We start from the raw sequence: 17,935 nt of genomic DNA, 5'->3' as shown, positions 1-17,935 counted from the left end.
CGAGCGCAACGCTCTTGTTCTTAGCTGATTAGCATTCTAATTACTAAAAAAATGTTTCCATTACTATTTACTTAATTTGACTTTTCCCCATTTCAATAAATTTCAATAAAAAATTACATTGTTTCGTTGCGTTACTCATAACACATCGAATTCAAAATCAAATGCAATGAAATAATTCTACAATCCATTAATTCGTTCTTATTTTTTCACAAATATTGCTGAAGTGTAAATAAAAGATACTGAAAAGCACAAATATCCGGCAATAAAAAACCCCGCCTAAGCGGGGTTGCCATTTGTGGCGCCGGCGTCACTGGTCATGAATGCAAGCGTACCCGGCTTGCGCCAGCACCTCCAGGGGCCCCATCTCGCGCACGATGTCGATCTGTTCGGGGGTGCGCACATAAATGCAGCCCGCGTAGGACAACGCATTGATGGAAATACCTTCCACCAGTTCCATGGAGCGCGGCACGACCAGCATCCAGCCGCAGCCGGCCAGCACATTGTGCGCGGGCAGCAGGCCGTCCTGGTCGGGCTTCAGGTCCAGCAGGGAGCAGGCCTGCCTGTGGGCCTGCAACAAGCTGTCGGCCAGCAAGGCTTCGTCGTCGGTATCGGCCAAGCGGATGAAGCAATGCGCAAACGGCAAGGCCGCATGGCGGTGGCTGGTGCCGGGCGCGGCGTCGGCCGGCAGGCCGTCCAGGTACAAGGCCAGAGTCCCGTTGCCCGGCGCCGCCGGCACCCATTGCGTATGCTTATGACGCTGGCTGGCGCCGGCAGGCCCGCCGCCGTTGTAAAAGCCCAGGCCGCCGCAGGCCGCCAGGAAATGCGCCAGCACGCGCAGATCCGTGTCGCGCAAAGGGCTTAGCTGCTCGGAAAACACCTTGTCCGCCAGCACCAGATGCAGCTCGCACACCGCGAACTTGTTCAGCACGATGTTGTGCGTGGCACTGGCGTCATCCACGGTCAGCGCGGGATCCGGAGGCAGGAAAGGATTGAAGTTGGGGTCGCGCGGGCCGCCGGGAATGGACACCTTGGCGGCGTCCTTGGCCGCCAGCGTGGACACCCAGCGCACATGAAAGGGCAAGCCCTGTTCAACGATCAGTTCCTCCTGGGCCTGCACGGGCAGCAGGTCGCCGCTGGCCAACGCCGACTGGCTCAAGCGTTTCAGACGCTGCAACAACTCCTCGTTCATGACTCCTCCTTGCGTGTTCAAGTTGTATAGTGACCCTTATTGTAGGCAAGTCGAGGCCCGAAACCTCCGCTGCCTCTTCATCCGGTTTTTTCACTTCTTTTTATACTCAGGAGAACTTTATGTCCGGCATCCGCCGCATCGCCAGCCCGCTGCCATTGCCCTTTTCCCGCGCCACCATCGCCGGCGGCTTCCTGTTCCTGTCCGGCCAGATTCCCTATGACGCACAAGGACAGGTCGTGCGCGGCTCCATCCAGGACCAGACCCATGCCGTGTTCGATCGCCTGATCGAAGGCCTGGCGCTGGCCGACGCCACCCTGGCCGACGTGGTCAAGGCCACGGTGTGGCTGTCGGACATGACGCTGTTCGAAGACTTCAACAAAGTCTATGCCGAACGCTTCGGCGACACGCTGCCCACCCGCTCGCTAGTGCAGGCCAAGCTCGCCAAGAACGTGGACGTGGAAATCGAAGTCCAGGCCTGGATCGGCGATCGCGCCTGATCCATTCGCCTTCGGACAAGACACAGAAAATAACGCATGAGCTCCAGGGCTATGGCACACTGGACCTTCCATTCATAGCCAGGACACTCAAGGAGAATTCCATGCGTTTCTTTGCCTTGACCCGCGGCGGCCTGCTGGCCGCCGCCCTGCTGGGCGCAGGCCTGACCGGCGCCCAGGCAGCGGACGCAGCCGCTTCCAATTCCCAGGCCTCGGCCATCAAACGCTATGCCAGCGATTCGCCCATGCCCTTCTCGCGCGCCGTACAGGCCGGGGGCTTTCTGTTCCTGTCGGGTCAGATCCCCATCAACGACAAGGGCGAGATCGTGCGCGGCAGCATCCAGGACCAGACCAACGCCGCCCTGGACCGCATCGAAGAAACCCTGGCGCTGGCCGGCGCGGACCTGAGCAATGTGGTCAAGGCCAATGTCTGGCTTTCCGACATGGCCTTGTTCGACGAATTCAACAAGACCTACAAGGAGCGCCTGGGCAGCAATTTCCCCACCCGCTCGCTGGTGCAGTCCAAGCTGGCCGCCGGCGTGGACGTCGAAATCGAATTCCAGGCCTGGATAGGCGACAAGGCGCCGCCCGCCCAGAAATAACGCCACTATAGGCATACGGATATGAGCGACCGCGACCCTGCCCACGCAGCTTGTATGGCACACTAGGCGCTCATTCAAGAATGAAGCATCCCGCGCCAGGCTCTCGAGCCTGGCGTTTTCATGCCTTTTCGGAATTTCCATGATCTACGCGATTACCGCTCTGTTCGTCTTTCAACTGCTTGGCGAGATCCTGGTGCAGGCGCTCTCCCTGCCCCTGCCCGGCCCTCTGGCCGGCATGCTGCTCCTGGCCGTGGCCTTTTTCCTGCGCGGCGGCGTGCCCGCCGCCATGGAACAGACCGCCGGCTCCATGCTGCAGCACCTGATGCTGCTGTTCATTCCCGCCGTCACCGGCGTCATGATGTACTTTGATCACGTGGCCAAGGAATGGCAGCCCTTCCTGATCGCCACGCTGGGCGGCACGCTCATCACCCTGGTGGTGACCGCCGTGGTGCTCAACCGCCTGCTGAAGAATCATAAGGAAGACCAGAAATGAAAGACGGCCTTTTCCAGATCTGGGTCTTCCTGTCCAGTTCGCCCCTGCTGTGGCTGGCGCTGACGTTCTCCGTCTATGCCGGCTCGGTCTGGGTGTACCGCCAATGCGGCAGCACGCCCTTTCTGCTGCCCATCCTGACTTCCGTGGTGGTGATCGTCAGCCTGCTGCTGCTGACCGGCACGCCCTACCCCGTCTATTTCGAAGGCGCCAAGTTCATCCACTTCCTGATCGGCCCGGCCACCGTGGCCCTGGCCGTGCCGCTCTACAGCCAGCTGCGGCAATTGCGCAGGATATGGAAGCCCGTCTGCATCGCGCTGCTGATCGGCTCGGTGACCGCCATCGTCAGCACGGTGCTGATCGCGTGGGCGCTGGGCGCGTCCCTGGAAACCGTGATCTCGCTGGCGCCGCGCTCGGCCACCATGCCCATCGCCATGGCGCTGGCCGACCATTTCGGCGGCCAGGCCTCGCTGGCGGCGGTGGCCGTGGCCATGACCGGCATCGTGGGCACCATCGTCGCCCCGCCGCTGCTCAATCTGCTGCGCATCGACCGTCCCGAGGCGCGCGGCTTCGCCGTGGGCGTGACCGCCCATGCCATCGGCACGGCCCGCGCCCTGCAGGTGCATGAAACCATCGGCGCCTTCTCGGCCCTGGGCATGAGCCTGAACGGCATCCTGACCGCCGTCCTGATGCCCTTGCTGCCCTTTCTGCTGCGCTGGCTGGGGCTGGTGTAGCCGCCCCATCCGTCAGATCCGCGACGCAGTCAGCGCCACTCGTCGCGGTACACGAAGCGCGGCATCTGCCAGTTCAGGCGCAGGGCCAGCATGCGGAAGCCCAGCCCGATGGACATGGGCGCCAGCAGGGCCACGTAGGGATTCAGGTCCAGGTGCATGGCGCCCAGGTACAGGGCGCCGGTCAGCATGGACACGCTGGCGTACATTTCCTTGCGCAGCAGCAAGGGAATGTCGTTGCACAGGATGTCGCGCAACACGCCGCCGGCGCAGCCGGTGATCATGCCGCTGAGCAGCACCACGGTGATGGGCAGGTTCATCTCCAGGGCGATCTGGCAGCCGATCACCGTGAACACCACCAGGCCCATGGCGTCCAGCAGCAGGAACAGGCTGTGCAGGCGGCGCATGACGGGCGCGATCAGCGCCGTCAGCAGGGCCGCGCCGGCCGTGATCCACAAGTATTCCGGGTGCTTCACCCAGGTCAGCGGGTAATGTCCGAGCAGGACGTCGCGCACCGAACCGCCGCCCAGGGCGGTCACGCAGGCGATGGTGCACACGCCCACCCAGTCCATGTCGCGGCGGCCGGCGGCCAGCGCGGCGGTCATGGCCTCGGCCGTGATGGCAATGATGTAGAGCACAAGTAAAAGCATGGCGGTCAGGCATCCAACTGGTTGATAAGGCGCCGGTAGCCGCGCAACATCAGCAGCCCCGGCAGAGCGATCAGCACGGTGCAGATGAAAAAGACCGGCCAGCCCAGGGACTGGACCAGCACAGGCGTCAACGGCCCGGCCAGGTAGGTGCGCCCCACCGCCGACAAGGCCGACAGCAAGGCGAACTGGGTGGCCGAATAGCCCCGGTTGCACAAGGCCATGAGCAGCGCCACGAAAGCCGCCGTGCCCAGGCCGCCGCACAGATTCTCCAGGGCCACCACCACGCTCATCAGCACCATGGAGGGACTGCTCTGGACGGCGATGAACCAATAGCCCAGGTTGGAGACCGCCTGCAGCAGCCCGAACACCATCAGGGCCCGGTACAGTCCGAGCCGCGCCATGACGGCCCCGCCCAGCAGGGCGCCCACCACCGTGGCGGCCAGGCCGAACACCTTGTTGATGGTGCCCACTTCCGACAGCGAAAAGCCGGCGGCGCGGATGAGAAAGGTGGTGGACAAGGCCCCGGCGAACGCGTCGCCCAGCTTGTAGAGCACGATCAGCAGCAGTATGCCCCAGGCGCCGGGCCGCGAAAAGAACTCGGCCAGCGGGGCGGCGACCGCTTCGGACAGGCTGCGCGGGGCGCGGCTGTCCAGCTCCGGCTCGGGCGAAATCAGGGTGACCAGCGCGCACAGGGCCATGAACAGGCCCATGAGCAGATAGGTGTTGGACCAGCCCAGCCAGCGGTCGGCCAGGATCAGGGCCAGGCCGCCGGAGGCGATCATGGCCAGCCGGTAGCCCATGACCTTGACGGCGGCCCCGGCGGCGCGCTCCGGCGCGCGCAGCACATCCGTGCTGTAGGCATCGAAGGCGATGTCCTGCGTGGCCGAAAGAAAAGCCACCCACACGGCCAGCAGGGCCAGGGCGGTCAAATGCGTGCCCGGAGAGAACAGGCCCATGGCGGCGATCGAGGCCGCCAGCAGAAGCTGCGTCAGCAGGATCCAGCCGCGGCGCCGGCCCAGGAAAGGCGGCGCGTAGCGGTCCACCAGGGGCGCCCAGAGAAACTTCAGCGTGTAGGCCGAGCCGACCAGCGTCAGAAAGCCGATTTCAGTCAGCGAAACATTCTCGACGGTCGCCCAGGCCTGCAGAGTGCCGGACACCAGCGCCAGGGGCAGGCCGCTGGCGAACCCCAGAATCAGCAGAGGCAGGACTCGGGGACTGGCGTAGACATGGGACACGGACAGCCTCAGCGCTGGGAAGAGAGAAAATGAGGGGATTCGAAGCGATACACCGCCAGGGTGCTGCGCCAGCCGGGCAGCACGCGCACCTCGGCGCGGTCATTGAAGGCCGCGCGGTGCGTGATGCGCAGCCCCAGTGAACTGGCCAGGTCCTGGAAGTCCTTCATGGTGCACAGGTGGATGTTGGGCGTGTCGTACCACTGGTAGGGCATCTCGCCGGTGACCGGCATGCGCCCGCGCAGGATGGCCCAGCCATGCGGCCAGTAGCCGAAATTCGGAAAGGACACGATGCCGTAGCGGGCGACGCGCGCCATCTCGCGCAGGATGTGCTCGGTATGGTGCATGGACTGCAGCGTCTTGGACAGCACCACGGTGTCGAACTGCAGGTCGCTGAACAGCGCCAGCCCTTCCTCCAGGTTCTGCTGGATGACGGGCACGCCGCGCCGCACGGAAGCGATCACGGACTCGTCGTCCAGCTCCACCCCGGTGCCCGCGACCTGGCGCGTATCGCGCAGGTGGGCCAGCAGGGCGCCGTCGCTGCAGCCCAGGTCCAGCACCTGCGAGCCGGGTTCGATCCACTGGGCGATGCGCAGCAGGTCCTGGCGCAGCGCAGGCTTGTTTTCCGAAATGACAGCAGACATCAGGCCAGCACTCCCGTGGTACGTTGACGCGCCGGCAGGCCCAGCGATGACGCGATCTGATCATAATACCCCTGCACGATGGCGTGATAGCGGGCGTCCTCCAGCAGGAAGGCGTCATGCCCGTGCGGCGCATCGATTTCGGCGTAGGTGACCTGGCGGCGGTTCTTGAGCAGCGCCTGCACGATCTCGCGCGAGCGCTCGGGCGAGAACCGCCAGTCCGTGCTGAAGGACACCACCAGGAACTTGGCCCGGACCTGTTCCAGCGCCTTGGCAAGGTCGCCCTGGTGATGGCGCGAGGGGTCGAAATAATCCAGGGCCCGCGTGATGATCAGGTAGGTGTTGGCATCGAAGTAGCGCGAGAATTTTTCTCCCTGGTAGCGCAGGTAGGATTCGACCTCGAACTCCACGCCATAGTTGTAGTGGAACTCGCCGCCTTCGGCGGGCGCGCGCTGGGTGCGGCCGAATTTCTCGGCCATCACGGTGTCGGACAGGTAGGTGATGTGTCCCACCATGCGCGCCACGGCCAGGCCGGCCTTGGGCACCACGCCATGCTCGTAGTAGTTGCCGCCATGGAACTGGGGGTCGGACAGAATGGCGCTGCGCGCCACTTCGTTGAAGGCGATGTTCTGGGCCGACAGACGCGGCGTGCTGGCGATGACTACGCAATTTTCGACGCGCTCGGGGCAGCTGATGGCCCAGCTGAGCGCCTGCATGCCGCCCAGCGAGCCGCCCATGACGGCGGCGAACTTGCGGATGCCGAAATAGTCGGCCAGGCGCGCCTGGGCGCGCACCCAGTCCTCCACGGTCAGCACGGGGAAGTCCGCGCCCCAGGGCTTGCCTGTGGCCGGATTGATGCTGGACGGGCCCGTCGAGCCGAAGCAGGACCCGATGTTGTTCACGCCGATGACAAAGAAACGGTCCGTGTCCACGGCCTTGCCGGGGCCGACCATATTGTCCCACCAGCCGCGGTTCTTCGGATCGTCCTCGTAGTAGCCGGCGACGTGGTGCGAGGCGTTCAGGGCGTGGCAGACCAGGACCGCATTGCTGCGTTCGTCATTCAGGCGCCCATAGGTTTCCACGGCCAGTTCATAGCCGGGCAGCACCTGTCCGCTGCTCAGGCGCAGGGGTTCGTCAAAGGCGATGAGTTCGGGTTGCACGGGGCCCACGGAGCCTTCGGGGATCAGACCGCAGGATGGGCGAGACGCGCCGTTGTCGGCGCAAGGGACGGATTCAGTGGCCATCAGGACCTCTTTAGCTGGATTTATGGAGCGCCCGCAAGCGGATCAGGCAAATCGGCGCAAAACGTATAGCGGGAAAGTTTAGCACTGCGCCCGCCCGGCGTCCAAATCCAAGGAAAAGGTATCGCCAAAAATGACCTACGGTACCCGCAGAAAATCCTCAGTGCTTTGATTCAAATCATTATTTTCAGGCTTATCAGTATGCCGGCCGCGGTAGAAATTAGTTACATTGCCCCGATGTCCACCACGACCGCAAAAGGAATAGCTTTACCGTGACGCACTTAACTTCACGCGAGCAGTCCTGCCTGAACTGGGCTGCCCATGGCAAGACCAGCTGGGAAATCAGCATCATCCTGGGCATCACTGAACGCACCATCAACTTCCACTTCCAGAACGCCTACGCCAAGCTGGGCGTCTACAGCCGCCAGGCGGCCATCACCCTGGCGCTGCAGCAGCGCCTGATCAGCGGCGATCCGACGAGCGAGCCAAGCCGTCAAAAAAGACCTTCGCCTGCTCGGCGTCCGGCGCCTTCCCGGAATCCGTCATGACAAAGCCCTCCACCAGCCAGCCGGGCTCCACGCGCACCATGCCCTGCATGCGCAGGACCGTGCCGCCCACGTCGCGTCCCATGGAAAAGATTTCACCAGGCGCGGGCAGGGCCGGCGGCGCCTGGCCGGGCGCCTGCCCGGCGGGCACGAACTTCTGGCGCAGCGAATCCTGGACGGCCTGATAGAGCCGCATCCGGGCCGCCTCGTCCTGCTGCAGCTCCGGCGGCAGCAGCGCATGGCCCACGGTGTAGATCTGGCCGCCGGCGGCGGCCGTGGTCAGGTAGAAATCCAGCCTGTGGCGTTCGAAATCCAGCGGGCGGTGGCTGGTGACGGGCTTGCCCGGCAGCATGGCCGGCAGGTCCGTATGCTCGAGCCGGACCTGGCGCCAGTTGAACTCCGGACTGCAGGCGGTCAAGGCCAGGGCGGCCGCCATCGCGGCCAGGGTGCGCCAGATAAGTCTCATGATATTTCCGTATCCTGTCTCGTGCTTTTGCCGCGGCGGCGCAGCGCCGGCTTTATACTCGCCTTCCAAAGAACCAGTTCCAAGCCCGCCGATCTCATGCAACTTAACAAAGCGGACGGGCTCGGACTACTATTTATAATCGGGCAGATGCCCATTGAACAGCCCCGGACCACGCGCCCGATCCTGAAAGTGGGAAACACCGACATGACGACCAGCCACCACCGCCAGCTTGCCCTGCAACAGAATCCCGACATCCTGCGAGGCATTTTGCGCGGTATCGAAAAAGAAGGCCTGCGCGTGGACGCGCAAGGCCGGCTGGCCCGCACGCCCCACCCGCAGGCCGTGGGCTCGGCCCTGACCAATGAACGCATCACCACGGATTACGCGGAAAGCCTGCTGGAGCTGATCACCCGGCCGCATACGCGGGTCGAGGACCTGCTGCAGGAGCTGCGCGACATCCACACCTTCGTGGCCGGCAAGCTGGACCAGGAAATGATCTGGAACCAGTCCATGCCCGCGACCCTGCCGGACGAAAAGGACATTGCGATCGCCTGGTACGGCACGTCCAACACCGGCATGCTCAAGCATGTCTACCGGCGCGGCCTGGCCGAGCGCTACGGCAAGACCATGCAGTGCATTGCCGGCGTGCACTACAACTTCTCGCTGCCCGACGCCATCTGGCCGCTGCTGGGCGCGCCGGGCGAGAGCCTGCAGGACCAGCGCTCCAACGGCTACCTGGCCCTGATCCGCAACTTCACGCGGCACTCCTGGCTGCTGATGTACCTGTTCGGCGCCTCCCCCGCCCTGGCCTCCAGCTTTCTGCACGGCCGGCCCAGCACCCTGGACCATGTGGACGCCGACACCCTGACCATGCCCTGGGCGACCAGCCTGCGCATGAGCGATCTGGGCTACCACAACAAGGAAGCCCAGGCCGAGCTGCAGCTTTGCTACAACGACCTGGACACCTTCGTGATGCGCATGTATCACGCCGCCGTCACGCCCTGGCCCGACTACGAGAAGATCGGCACGCATCGCGACGGCGAATGGATACAGCTGAACACCCACATCCTGCAGATCGAGAACGAGTATTACTCCAGCATCCGCCCAAAACGCACCACGGCCCGTTGCGAGCGGCCCGCCACGGCGCTGGCCCAGCGCGGGGTGGAATACATCGAAGTGCGCTGCATGGACATAGACCCCGAATCGCCCGTGGGCATCTCCGAGCAGACCTGTCGCTTCCTGGACACCTTCCTGCTGTACTGCGCCGCCGAGGACAGTCCCTACTTCCCCGACGGCGGCTATTGCCAGGACAGCAAGAACAACTTCGCCACCGTGGTGCGCGAAGGACGCCGCCCCGGCCTGACCCTGATCAACCAGCAGAAGCAGGTCGTCACCCTGCAGGATTGGGGCCGCGACGTGCTGCAGGAGCTGCTGCCCTACGCCCGCCTGCTGGACCAGGCCCTGGACACCCAGGCCCACACGCAGGCCGTGCAGGCGCAGCTGGGCAAGCTCGTCGATCCCGAACAGACTCCCTCCGCCCAGTTGCTGGCCCGCCTGCGCGAAAGCGGCCTGAGCTTTCACGACTATTCCCTGCAACGCAGCCGCGAGCACCACGCCGCCCTGCTGTCCGAGCCGCTGCAGCCTGCCGCACAGGCCGCCTACGAGGAACAGGCCGCCGAATCGCTGCTGGAACAGGCGCGCATCGAGGCGCGCGACGAGGTTCCCTTCGAAGAATACGTGCGGCTCTACGAGCGCAACCTGGTCCCGCCGGAACTGCAGCCCGACTGAGCTCTCCCCCCGACCGCCCGCCCTGCCGGGCGGTTTTCATTTCCGCCTCGCTGGCGGCACCGGCCTGCCCGCAATGCCCCTGCGCTGGGCCGGGCCATTCCGTCTGCGCACACAAATTGTTATGTTATAACATCACAATTTTTAACGACCAAGCGCAGAAAAACCATGCAAGCCACTCCCCGCCCCTTGTCGCTGGCCCTGGCCCTGACGATCAGTCCCCTGGCCCAGGCGGCCGGCCAGCCGCCCGTCGCCCAGCTGGAAGCCATCCGCATCTCCGTCAGCCCGCTGGCGTTGAGCCAGCAGGAACTGCTTTCGCCCTCCACGGTGCTGCAAGGCCCCAGCCTGGACCTGCGCCGCGCCGCCACCCTGGGACAGCTGTTGGACGGCGAGCCCGGCATCCATTCCGACACGTTCGGCGCCGGCGCCAGCCGACCCGTGATCCGCGGCCAGACCGCGCCGCGCGTCAAGGTATTGAGCGACGGATCGGATGTCATGGACGCTTCGGCGGTTTCGCCCGACCATGCCGTTACGGTGGACACCTGGCTGGCCGGACGCGTGGAAGTGCTGCGCGGGCCTGCCGCCCTGCTGTACGGCGGCGGGGCCATCGGCGGCGTGGTCAATGTGCTGGACCGCAAGATCCCCAGCGCCATTCCCGAGAACGGCTTCGAAGGCTCGGCCCAGGCGCAGGGCTCCACCGCCGACAAGGGACGCGCCGGCGCCGTGGAGCTGACGGCCGGCCAAGGCAATGTGGCCGTGCACGTCGAAGGCGCTTCGCGCCGCGGCCGCGACTATCGCGTGCCGGACTGGACCGACGGCCGCGTCAAGGACTCGAATGCGCGCAGCGACACCGCCAGCGTGGGCCTATCCTTCATCGGCGAGCGCGGCTACATCGGCGCGGCCTACTCCTATCGCGACGACGTCTACGGCCTGCCCGGCCACAGCCACGAGTACGAAGACTGCCATCCGCACGGCGCCACGCTGCATTGCGGCGGCCACGGCCACGATCACGGCCATGACCATGGGCACGATCATGATCACGAACACGCTCATGAGCATTCGGCCACCGCCCATCTGCGCAGCGAGCGCTTCGACCTGCGCGGCGAGCTGCGCGATCCGCTGCCGGGCTTTCAGCGCGCCCGCCTGCGCGCCGGCGTCACGGATTACCGCCATGTGGAAAAAGACGGCGACGTGGACGGCACCCGCTTCAGCAACCGCGGCTACGACGGCCGCCTGGAGCTGGAACATCGCCCCCTGGGCCCCTTCAGCGGGGTGATCGGCCTGCAGACCGCCCTGTCCGATTTCGAATCCCGGGGCGGCAGCGAGGACTTCATCCCCAAGACCCGCAGCCGCAGCCACGGCCTGTTCATCCTGGAGAACCTGCGCTGGCAGGACTGGCGCTTCGAATTCGGCGCGCGCCAGGAATGGCAGACCATCACGCCCGACTCCCCGCGCCTGGAACGCCGCGAGGGCACGGCCAGCTCGCTGTCGGCCGGCGCGGTGTGGGACTTTGCGCCGCAGTATGCCGCCAGCCTGTCGATCTCGCGCTCTCAGCGTCTTCCCAATGCGCAGGAACTGTACGCCCGCGGCGTGCACTTCGCCACCCTGAGCTATGAACGCGGCGATGCCGACCTGGGCCGCGAGACCAGCCACAACGTGGACCTGGGCCTGCAAAAGCACGCCGGCGACCTGCGATTCGACCTGCGCGCCTTCTATACCCGCAGCAAAGGCTATATCTACGGCCGCACCCTGGACCGGCACGAGGACTTCAGCCTGATCCAGTACAGCCAGGATGACGCCCGGTTCTGGGGCCTGGAAGGCAAGGTGTCCTATCCCGTGCGCCGCTGGGCCACCGTCAGCGTGTTCGGCGACGTGGTGCGCGGTAAACTGCTGCATCCGGACCGGAACCTGCCGCGCATGCCGGCCGCCCGCCTGGGCGTGCGCGCCGACCTGGACTGGCGCAACTGGTCGGGCTTCGTGGATTACACGCACACCTTCGCCCAGGGCCGCCTGGCCGAGTTCGAGCAGCGCTCGCCGTCCTACGGCATGCTGGGCGCCGGCGTCAGCTACCGGGGCCGACTGGACCAGACCGACTACACCCTGTACCTGAGAGGAAGCAACTTGCTGGACAAACTGGCCTACAACCACACCTCCTTCATCGCCCGCCAGGCGCCCTTGATGGGCCGCAACATCATGGCCGGGGTCAAGGTGGAATTTTGAGCGCGACTGCGATCCATACCGGCAGCCGCCTGTTCCAGGTCGTGGCCGACATGCAGGGCGAACAGCCCTGGGGCCGCTTCCTGGACGCGGGCACGGGCCGGGGCTCCATGAACTGGCTGCTGACCCTGCCCACGGATGGCTGGACCGCCGTTACCGGCGCGCAGGGCATGGCCGAGCAGGTCAGGCGCGAGCTGGGCGAGCGGCAGCGCCCCCAGGACAGGCTGGTGGTGGGCAACTGGACCGATCCGGCCCTGCTGGAAGGCGAATGCTTCGACACTGTCCTGGCCGACTATCTGCTGGGCGCGATGGACGGCTTCGCCCCCTATGCCCAGGACCAGCTCTTCGCCCGTTTGCGTCCCTTGACCGGCCGGCGCCTGTACGTCATCGGCCTGGAGCCCTATGTGCCCTACTCGGCCGCCGACCCGGCAGGAGCGCTGGTGGTGGAGATAGGCCGCCTGCGCGACGCCTGCCTGCTGCTGGCGGGCGAGCGTCCCTACCGCGAATACCCCATGGACTGGGTGCTGCGCCACCTGCGCCTGGCCGGATTCCGCTGCGTGGATGCGCAGCGCTTCGGCATACGCTACGGCGAGCGCTTCATCCATGGCCAGCTGGACATGTGCGCGCAACGCCTGCGCCGGCTGCGCGACCGCAGCCTGGCCCTGGCCCTGTCCGAGCACGTGGAGGAGCTGCGCCGCCGCACGCTGGCCCTGTGCCAGGCCGAAGGCGGACTGCGCCACGGCCACGACTACGTGATCTGCGCCGAGCCGGCCTGACATCCGCGCCCAAAACAACACATGCAACGACACATGCGTGCGATATGGGGACAGATGAGCAAAAATAGGCCTACAATACTGGGCATTGCCATCCATACTCGACATCAGGCGGCAGCGCCGCCTGCCTTTTCAACTTACGGAGCACACCATGCCGGACGATCCCGAACCGGGGCAACGTCGGCCTGACGCTCTGCCTGCCTGACACATGATGCCGGGCGGCCAGAAGCCATGCCACCGCCCGCCCCTTGCGCCTTATCCGCGCGTCCCGCCTGCCGCCCTGCACAGGCCGGGCGCGCGCCGTTCCTCCCGGCCCGCCCCGCGGGCCCAAGACGACAAGGACCGACATCATGTTCAACTTCGCCTTTCTGAACCTGGGCAAGACGCCCCATTGCCTGAGCCTGGACACCCAGGGCCGCTGCCTGCGCGAGCTGGAGACGGAACTGCGCCGGGCGGCGCGCCAATGCGGCCTGCGCCTGCACTCCTGCCAGCGCCTGAGCCGCCCCGCCACTGATCCGGCCGACAAGACCTGGCGCCTGCGCGTGGAATTCAAGGCCCGCGCCGGCCAGACCCATCGCTTCATGCAGGCGTTCATGGGCCAGGCCGGAACCTTGCCCTTGCGCCAGGTCCGGCTGGAACGCGTCGCTCGCGGGCGCCGTTCATGAACTGTCATCATTTTGTTATGAGCACTATCCACATCACTGCCTATATGTGATGACGGGCCTACCGTAACCGAAGATGCGCCCGCGCATCCTGCGCGGCGCGCCCTTCATCACCAGGCCCACGATGCAGACACAATCCACCACCTCCGGCTCCTGGCTGGCCCGCCAGCCTCTGAACAAACAGCTTTTCCTGGCCTGCACCCTGGCGACCGCCGTGGTCATGGCGCTGATCGGCGCCGTCATGGCCTGGCAAAGCCAGCAGGTCGCCATCGCCAACGTGCGCGCGGCCAACCTGGACTCCCTGGACGCTTTCAACCGTCCGCTGCAGTTGACCTACAACATGGCCATGGAGCGCAGCCAGTCCCTGTATCCGGTACTGCTGCGCTACCTGGGCGGGACGCCCGCGCCTGCCGATCCGCAGGCCATCGAGCACGATACGGGCGAGGCGCCGGAGCTGGGCGTGCAGGGCCTGGCCGTCAACGGGCGCAACGACCTGATGTCCAGCGTGACCGGCCTGCAGGCCGAGATCCTGGCGCGCAGCGGGCGCAACTGGTATCGCATCGCCTCCGCCCTGCATCCGCAGAAGCTGGGCCTGTTGCCCGCGAACCATCCGCTGCTGGACGAACTGGCCCGCGGCGAACCCGCCGCCAATATCGAAAGCCAGGGCGACAAATGGTTCGCCACCTATGCCCATCCCCTGCGCGACGAGGCCGGCCGCCTGTACGGCAGCATTCTCACCCGCATCGACGTCAGCGCCCAAGTCAATCCGCTGCTGGAGGAGATCAAGACCTTCAAGCTGGCGACCTACGGCACCATCAGCATCGTCAAGGCCGCGGCCGACGGCCAGGACTGGGTGCGCATCGGCGGCGCCTACGGCAAGCCCGGCAGCCTGCTCAGCAAGGACAACCCGCCCCAGGACTTCGAAGCCTTCAAGAAGGCCTTCCAGCAGAAACAGGGCGTAGAGCGCCTGATCATCGACGGCAGATCCGTCTTCCTGGCCTGGCGCACCATCGAGAACTGGGGCTGGATCGTCTACGGCTTCGGCGCGGCCGACGACTTCCTGGCGCAGAGCCGCGAACAGACCTGGATCCAGCTGGGCATGATGCTGGCCGGCACCCTGGTCATCGCCCTGCTGGTGGGCGTGACGGCGGCGCGCACGCTGCGGCCCGTGCGTCATGTCGTCGACGGCATGGGCCAGCTGGGCCGGGGCGTGCTGAACTCGCCCATGCCGGGCTTTCCGCCGAACAGCCGCAATGAAGTCCACATCCTGCTGGAGAGCCTGCACCGCTCCAAGGCGGGCCTGCGCCAGGCCTTCGGCCAGGTGCGCGACAGCGTGGGCGAGATCAACGTGGGCATCAGCGAGATCGCCGCGGGCAATACCGACCTGTCCGCGCGCACGGAACAGCAGGCCGCCTCCCTGCAGGAGACGGCTTCCAGCATGGAGCAGCTTGCCTCGACGGTGCGCCAGAACGCGGACCACGCGCGCCAGGCCAGTTCGCTGGCCGAAGAGGCCTCGGCCATCGCCCAGCAAGGCGGCGCCGCCGTGTCCAATGTGGTGAGCACCATGGAACGCATCTCGCAAAGCTCGGGACGCATCGGCGAAATCGTCAATGTGATCGACGGCATCGCCTTCCAGACCAACATCCTGGCGCTGAATGCGGCCGTGGAAGCCGCGCGGGCCGGCGAGCAGGGCAAAGGCTTCGCCGTGGTGGCCGGCGAGGTGCGCTCGCTGGCCCAGCGCAGCGCCGAGGCCGCGCGCGAGATCAAGGACCTGATCGAACACTCCGGCGCCGAAGTCGACAGCGGCGCCCGCCTGGTATCCGAGGCCGGCGCCACCATGGACAGGCTGCTGGATGCGGTCGAGTCCGTGACCGCCCTGATGAAGGAAATCGCGTCCGCCTCCCAGGAGCAGTCCAGCGGCATCGACCAGGTCAACATCGCCGTCGCGCAGATGGACGCCGGCACGCAGCAGAACGCGGCCCTGGTCGAAGAAGCCGCCACCGCCGCCCAGTCCCTGCAGAACGAGGCGCACCGCCTGGCCCGGATCGTGGCCCGCTTCAAGACCGAGGAACGCCCCGAGGAAGCGAGACCGGCAGGCTACCTGGACTGAAGAGCGGGCTTGGCCGCGTGCCTGGCGGGCGGGCAACCCGGGCGCTGAACCCGTCTGCTTGCCGTATCACGATGCGGACGCGCTTCCTGCCCCGCATCGAACCGGCCCGGGTCGCCCCCCCCCCTGGATGCAAGGCGATGACCTGCCACGCCACGAGGGCTGGCAGCCTGGACGTTGAAGCCGTCTGACTGAACGACAAAAGCAGCGCGGCTTTGTGCAAAAGCATGTGGCTCACCGCCGCTTCCGGTCCTCCAGCGTCACTTCCTTCTGGGCCTGCCGCTCCGCTTCTGGCCAGGAGCTCTTGATGTAGGCCAGCGCTGCGACGATGTCTTCGTCGGGCAGGATGCCGGCGTAGGCCGGCATGTCGCTGCGGTAGCCTTCGGGCGCCGTGCGGCCGGGGACCAGGCCGTGGCGGGTGATGTCCAGCAGCACCGCGTCGGCATGGTGCCAGGTGTGGCCGCTGGCATCGTGCGGCGGCGCCGGCAGGCGGCCGTCGGGCCGACGCCGGCGCCAGTCGGGCTGGCCTTCCAGCTGCGCGCCATGGCAGGCCGCGCAGTTCTGCGCATAGACCGTCTTGCCCCGCAGGACCAAGGCTTCATCGTCCGGGGAAATATAGGATGCGCCGGCGTCTGTGCGCATTGCGTACGCGACCAGCGCGACGGCGCAGGCCGCCGCGGCCGCAAGCCACAGGGCCTGCTTCTTTGTTGGCATGAGACAAATGATCCGGATCAACTGTTTGGCGACATCCGGACCTTAGCACGGCGGGCGGGCCAGGGGCGCAGACGATAAAAAAGGCAGCCTTGCGGCTGCCTTGGCAGAGGCCAACAAGCGGCGCCCCGCTTGCGACAATAACAGGCCGTGCATGAAAGCAAACCTTTGAATTCTGGCGCGACCGACAGGAATCGAACCTGTATCGAGAGCTTCGGAAACTCTAATTCTATCCATTGAACTACGGTCGCCAAGACGACTATTGTAGCCTGAGTTTGAATTTTTTTTCAGCAACTATCAGCGAAAGCCATGGCCGGCTTTGCAAGATGCGAATACAAGAGCGGCACACTTCGCTATAATTGGAGGTTGCGCACCTGGGTACGTGCCTTGACACGCGCCCGCTCGCACGAATTTTCGCAGGCGCAAGCCTTCGCTGGTGGCCATTGTTGGCCCTCCCGTCTTTTCTTGTACGAACTCGCAGGATCCGATAATGAGCAACACGGAACAAAAACCCGAAGAACACAACGAGGGTCACAACGCCATGATCAAAACCCCCAAACAATTGCTCGTGACCGTGGCTCTGGCTTTCCTGGTGCCCATCGCGATCATTGTCATGCTGGTCAATCTGGTCACGGCCACCATGAGCACGGGCGCCGGCTCGGACGCCCTGACCCCTGAAGCCATCGCCGAACGCATCCAGCCCGTGGCGGGCTTCAAGCTGGTCGACGCCAATGCCGTCAAGGAACTGAAGACCGGCCAGCAAGTGTACGAAACCACCTGTACCGCATGTCACGCCGCCGGCATCGCCGGCGCGCCCAAGTTCGGCGACAAGGGCGCCTGGGGCGGCCTGATCAAGCAGGGCCAGGATACGCTGGTCGACGCCGCCATCCACGGCATCCGCGCCATGCCTCCCAAGGGCGGCAACCCCTCGCTGGACGACGTCGAAGTGGCCCGCGCCGTGGTCTACATGGCCAACGCCGCCGGCGCCGACTTCAAGGAACCCGAAGCTCCCGGCGCCGCGGGCGACCAGGAAGCCAAGGCCGACGCCAAGCCTGCCGACGTGAACACCGCTCCCAAGACGACCGAAGCGCCCAAGGCCGCCGAGCCCGCCGCCGGCAAGCCTGCCGCCGCCGCTGCCCAGGACGCCGCCAAGGTGGATCCCGCCGGCATCAAGCTGTACGACACCGTCTGCTTCGCCTGCCACGCCGCCGGCGTTGCCGGTGCGCCCAAGTTCGGCGACCAGGCCGCCTGGAAGCCCTACATCGAGACCGGCATGGACACCATGGTCCAGAAGGCCATCCACGGCGTGGGCGCCATGCCTCCCCGCGGCGGCTCGCAAGCCTCGGACGAAGAAATCCGCGCTGCCGTGCAGCACATGGTCAACGCCGCCAAATAATCC

At 65.6% G+C, this 17,935-nt stretch carries 18 protein-coding genes, 1 tRNA gene and 1 riboswitch; of the genes, 11 read left to right on the top strand and 8 right to left on the bottom strand.

Annotated features, from left to right (window positions below; translation table 11 throughout):
• Positions 1 to 307: 307 nt before the first annotated feature.
• Positions 308 to 1,189 (bottom strand): phosphorylase, encoded by an 882-nt coding sequence (locus ACF3ND_RS01840; RefSeq protein WP_394063700.1) that lies wholly within the window; start codon positions 1,187 to 1,189, stop codon positions 308 to 310.
• A gap of 119 nt (positions 1,190 to 1,308) precedes the next feature.
• On the opposite strand from ACF3ND_RS01840, the gene ACF3ND_RS01835 reads away from it, so the two are divergent.
• The 4 genes from ACF3ND_RS01835 (at position 1,309) to ACF3ND_RS01820 (ending at position 3,509) form a co-directional block, all read left to right on the top strand.
• Positions 1,309 to 1,686: a RidA family protein gene (locus ACF3ND_RS01835; RefSeq protein WP_394063698.1), complete on the top strand. Its 378-nt coding sequence runs from the start codon at positions 1,309 to 1,311 to the stop codon at positions 1,684 to 1,686.
• Between the two features lie 242 nt (positions 1,687 to 1,928).
• On the top strand, positions 1,929 to 2,285 hold the full coding sequence (locus tag ACF3ND_RS01830) for a RidA family protein (RefSeq protein ID WP_394065760.1): 357 nt from the start codon (positions 1,929 to 1,931) through the stop codon (positions 2,283 to 2,285).
• A gap of 139 nt (positions 2,286 to 2,424) precedes the next feature.
• Positions 2,425 to 2,778 carry a CidA/LrgA family protein gene (locus tag ACF3ND_RS01825; RefSeq protein WP_394063696.1) on the top strand — a complete coding sequence of 118 codons (354 nt, stop codon included), beginning with the start codon at positions 2,425 to 2,427 and terminating at the stop codon, positions 2,776 to 2,778.
• The gene (locus tag ACF3ND_RS01820) at positions 2,775 to 3,509 is read left to right on the top strand and encodes an LrgB family protein (RefSeq protein WP_394063694.1); all 735 of its coding nucleotides are present in this window, start codon (positions 2,775 to 2,777) and stop codon (positions 3,507 to 3,509) included. Before ACF3ND_RS01825 ends, ACF3ND_RS01820 begins: the two co-directional genes overlap by 4 nt.
• A gap of 29 nt (positions 3,510 to 3,538) precedes the next feature.
• Here the strand turns inward: ACF3ND_RS01820 and ACF3ND_RS01815 are convergent, their stop codons facing one another.
• From ACF3ND_RS01815 to ACF3ND_RS01800, 4 genes are all read right to left on the bottom strand, one after another.
• Complete coding sequence (locus tag ACF3ND_RS01815) at positions 3,539 to 4,156, bottom strand: trimeric intracellular cation channel family protein (protein ID WP_394063692.1); 618 nt, start codon at positions 4,154 to 4,156, stop codon at positions 3,539 to 3,541.
• A 5-nt stretch (positions 4,157 to 4,161) separates the two neighbouring features.
• Complete coding sequence (locus ACF3ND_RS01810) at positions 4,162 to 5,391, bottom strand: muropeptide transporter (protein ID WP_394063690.1); 1,230 nt, start codon at positions 5,389 to 5,391, stop codon at positions 4,162 to 4,164.
• Positions 5,392 to 5,399: 8 nt separating this feature from the next.
• Positions 5,400 to 6,032: a methionine biosynthesis protein MetW gene (gene metW, locus ACF3ND_RS01805; RefSeq protein WP_394063689.1), complete on the bottom strand. Its 633-nt coding sequence runs from the start codon at positions 6,030 to 6,032 to the stop codon at positions 5,400 to 5,402.
• Positions 6,032 to 7,273 carry a homoserine O-acetyltransferase gene (locus ACF3ND_RS01800; RefSeq protein WP_394063687.1) on the bottom strand — a complete coding sequence of 414 codons (1,242 nt, stop codon included), beginning with the start codon at positions 7,271 to 7,273 and terminating at the stop codon, positions 6,032 to 6,034. Before ACF3ND_RS01800 ends, metW begins: the two co-directional genes overlap by 1 nt.
• Positions 7,263 to 7,341, bottom strand: a riboswitch (SAM riboswitch). Its footprint overlaps the gene before it by 11 nt.
• A gap of 201 nt (positions 7,342 to 7,542) precedes the next feature.
• Between ACF3ND_RS01800 and ACF3ND_RS01795 the strand changes: the two genes are divergently transcribed.
• Complete coding sequence (locus tag ACF3ND_RS01795) at positions 7,543 to 7,818, top strand: response regulator transcription factor (RefSeq protein ID WP_394063685.1); 276 nt, start codon at positions 7,543 to 7,545, stop codon at positions 7,816 to 7,818.
• On the opposite strand, the gene ACF3ND_RS01790 is transcribed toward ACF3ND_RS01795, so the two are convergent.
• Positions 7,733 to 8,281 (bottom strand): hypothetical protein, encoded by a 549-nt coding sequence (locus ACF3ND_RS01790; protein WP_394063683.1) that lies wholly within the window; start codon positions 8,279 to 8,281, stop codon positions 7,733 to 7,735. The genes ACF3ND_RS01795 and ACF3ND_RS01790 overlap by 86 nt on opposite strands.
• A 204-nt stretch (positions 8,282 to 8,485) precedes the next feature.
• Here ACF3ND_RS01790 and gshA point away from each other — a divergent pair, with 204 nt between their 5' ends.
• From gshA to ACF3ND_RS01765, 5 genes are all read left to right on the top strand, one after another.
• A complete protein-coding gene (gene gshA / locus ACF3ND_RS01785; protein ID WP_394063681.1) occupies positions 8,486 to 10,069 on the top strand; it encodes a glutamate--cysteine ligase in 1,584 nt (527 codons plus the stop codon).
• Between the two features lie 165 nt (positions 10,070 to 10,234).
• On the top strand, positions 10,235 to 12,286 hold the full coding sequence (locus tag ACF3ND_RS01780) for a TonB-dependent receptor domain-containing protein (protein ID WP_394063679.1): 2,052 nt from the start codon (positions 10,235 to 10,237) through the stop codon (positions 12,284 to 12,286).
• On the top strand, positions 12,283 to 13,059 hold the full coding sequence (locus tag ACF3ND_RS01775; RefSeq protein WP_394063677.1) for a class I SAM-dependent methyltransferase: 777 nt from the start codon (positions 12,283 to 12,285) through the stop codon (positions 13,057 to 13,059). Before ACF3ND_RS01780 ends, ACF3ND_RS01775 begins: the two co-directional genes overlap by 4 nt.
• A 347-nt stretch (positions 13,060 to 13,406) precedes the next feature.
• Positions 13,407 to 13,721, top strand: coding sequence for a hypothetical protein (locus ACF3ND_RS01770; protein WP_394063675.1), 315 nt, complete (start codon positions 13,407 to 13,409; stop codon positions 13,719 to 13,721).
• Positions 13,722 to 13,842: 121 nt separating this feature from the next.
• Positions 13,843 to 15,828: a methyl-accepting chemotaxis protein gene (locus ACF3ND_RS01765; protein WP_394063673.1), complete on the top strand. Its 1,986-nt coding sequence runs from the start codon at positions 13,843 to 13,845 to the stop codon at positions 15,826 to 15,828.
• A gap of 231 nt (positions 15,829 to 16,059) precedes the next feature.
• On the opposite strand, the gene ACF3ND_RS01760 is transcribed toward ACF3ND_RS01765, so the two are convergent.
• Positions 16,060 to 16,539, bottom strand: coding sequence for a c-type cytochrome (locus ACF3ND_RS01760; RefSeq protein ID WP_394063671.1), 480 nt, complete (start codon positions 16,537 to 16,539; stop codon positions 16,060 to 16,062).
• A 173-nt stretch (positions 16,540 to 16,712) separates the two neighbouring features.
• Positions 16,713 to 16,787: transfer RNA gene (locus ACF3ND_RS01755), tRNA-Arg, on the bottom strand.
• 239 nt (positions 16,788 to 17,026) lie between these two features.
• Between ACF3ND_RS01755 and ACF3ND_RS01750 the strand changes: the two genes are divergently transcribed.
• On the top strand, positions 17,027 to 17,932 hold the full coding sequence (locus ACF3ND_RS01750; RefSeq protein WP_394063669.1) for a c-type cytochrome: 906 nt from the start codon (positions 17,027 to 17,029) through the stop codon (positions 17,930 to 17,932).
• Positions 17,933 to 17,935 lie beyond the last annotated feature (3 nt).

Origin of the sequence: Alcaligenes sp. WGS1538 (assembly GCF_043187505.1) — a bacterium.
GTDB lineage: Bacteria > Pseudomonadota > Gammaproteobacteria > Burkholderiales > Burkholderiaceae_B > Alcaligenes.
This window is presented reverse-complemented; position numbering and strand designations above follow the sequence as displayed.

Bases quoted from the DNA above. Each gene is read 5' to 3' on its own strand.
- ACF3ND_RS01840 (WP_394063700.1), bottom strand. From the start codon at position 1,189: ATGAACGAGGAGTTGTTGCAGCGTCTGAAACGCTTGAGCCAGTCGGCG.
- ACF3ND_RS01835 (WP_394063698.1), top strand. From the start codon at position 1,309: ATGTCCGGCATCCGCCGCATCGCCAGCCCGCTGCCATTGCCCTTTTCC.
- ACF3ND_RS01830 (WP_394065760.1), top strand. From the start codon at position 1,929: ATGCCCTTCTCGCGCGCCGTACAGGCCGGGGGCTTTCTGTTCCTGTCG.
- ACF3ND_RS01825 (WP_394063696.1), top strand. From the start codon at position 2,425: ATGATCTACGCGATTACCGCTCTGTTCGTCTTTCAACTGCTTGGCGAG.
- ACF3ND_RS01820 (WP_394063694.1), top strand. From the start codon at position 2,775: ATGAAAGACGGCCTTTTCCAGATCTGGGTCTTCCTGTCCAGTTCGCCC.
- ACF3ND_RS01815 (WP_394063692.1), bottom strand. From the start codon at position 4,156: ATGCTTTTACTTGTGCTCTACATCATTGCCATCACGGCCGAGGCCATG.
- metW (WP_394063689.1), bottom strand. From the start codon at position 6,032: ATGTCTGCTGTCATTTCGGAAAACAAGCCTGCGCTGCGCCAGGACCTG.
- ACF3ND_RS01800 (WP_394063687.1), bottom strand. From the start codon at position 7,273: ATGGCCACTGAATCCGTCCCTTGCGCCGACAACGGCGCGTCTCGCCCA.
- ACF3ND_RS01790 (WP_394063683.1), bottom strand. From the start codon at position 8,281: ATGAGACTTATCTGGCGCACCCTGGCCGCGATGGCGGCCGCCCTGGCC.
- gshA (WP_394063681.1), top strand. From the start codon at position 8,486: ATGACGACCAGCCACCACCGCCAGCTTGCCCTGCAACAGAATCCCGAC.
- ACF3ND_RS01780 (WP_394063679.1), top strand. From the start codon at position 10,235: ATGCAAGCCACTCCCCGCCCCTTGTCGCTGGCCCTGGCCCTGACGATC.
- ACF3ND_RS01770 (WP_394063675.1), top strand. From the start codon at position 13,407: ATGTTCAACTTCGCCTTTCTGAACCTGGGCAAGACGCCCCATTGCCTG.
- ACF3ND_RS01765 (WP_394063673.1), top strand. From the start codon at position 13,843: ATGCAGACACAATCCACCACCTCCGGCTCCTGGCTGGCCCGCCAGCCT.
- ACF3ND_RS01760 (WP_394063671.1), bottom strand. From the start codon at position 16,539: ATGCCAACAAAGAAGCAGGCCCTGTGGCTTGCGGCCGCGGCGGCCTGC.
- ACF3ND_RS01750 (WP_394063669.1), top strand. From the start codon at position 17,027: ATGAGCAACACGGAACAAAAACCCGAAGAACACAACGAGGGTCACAAC.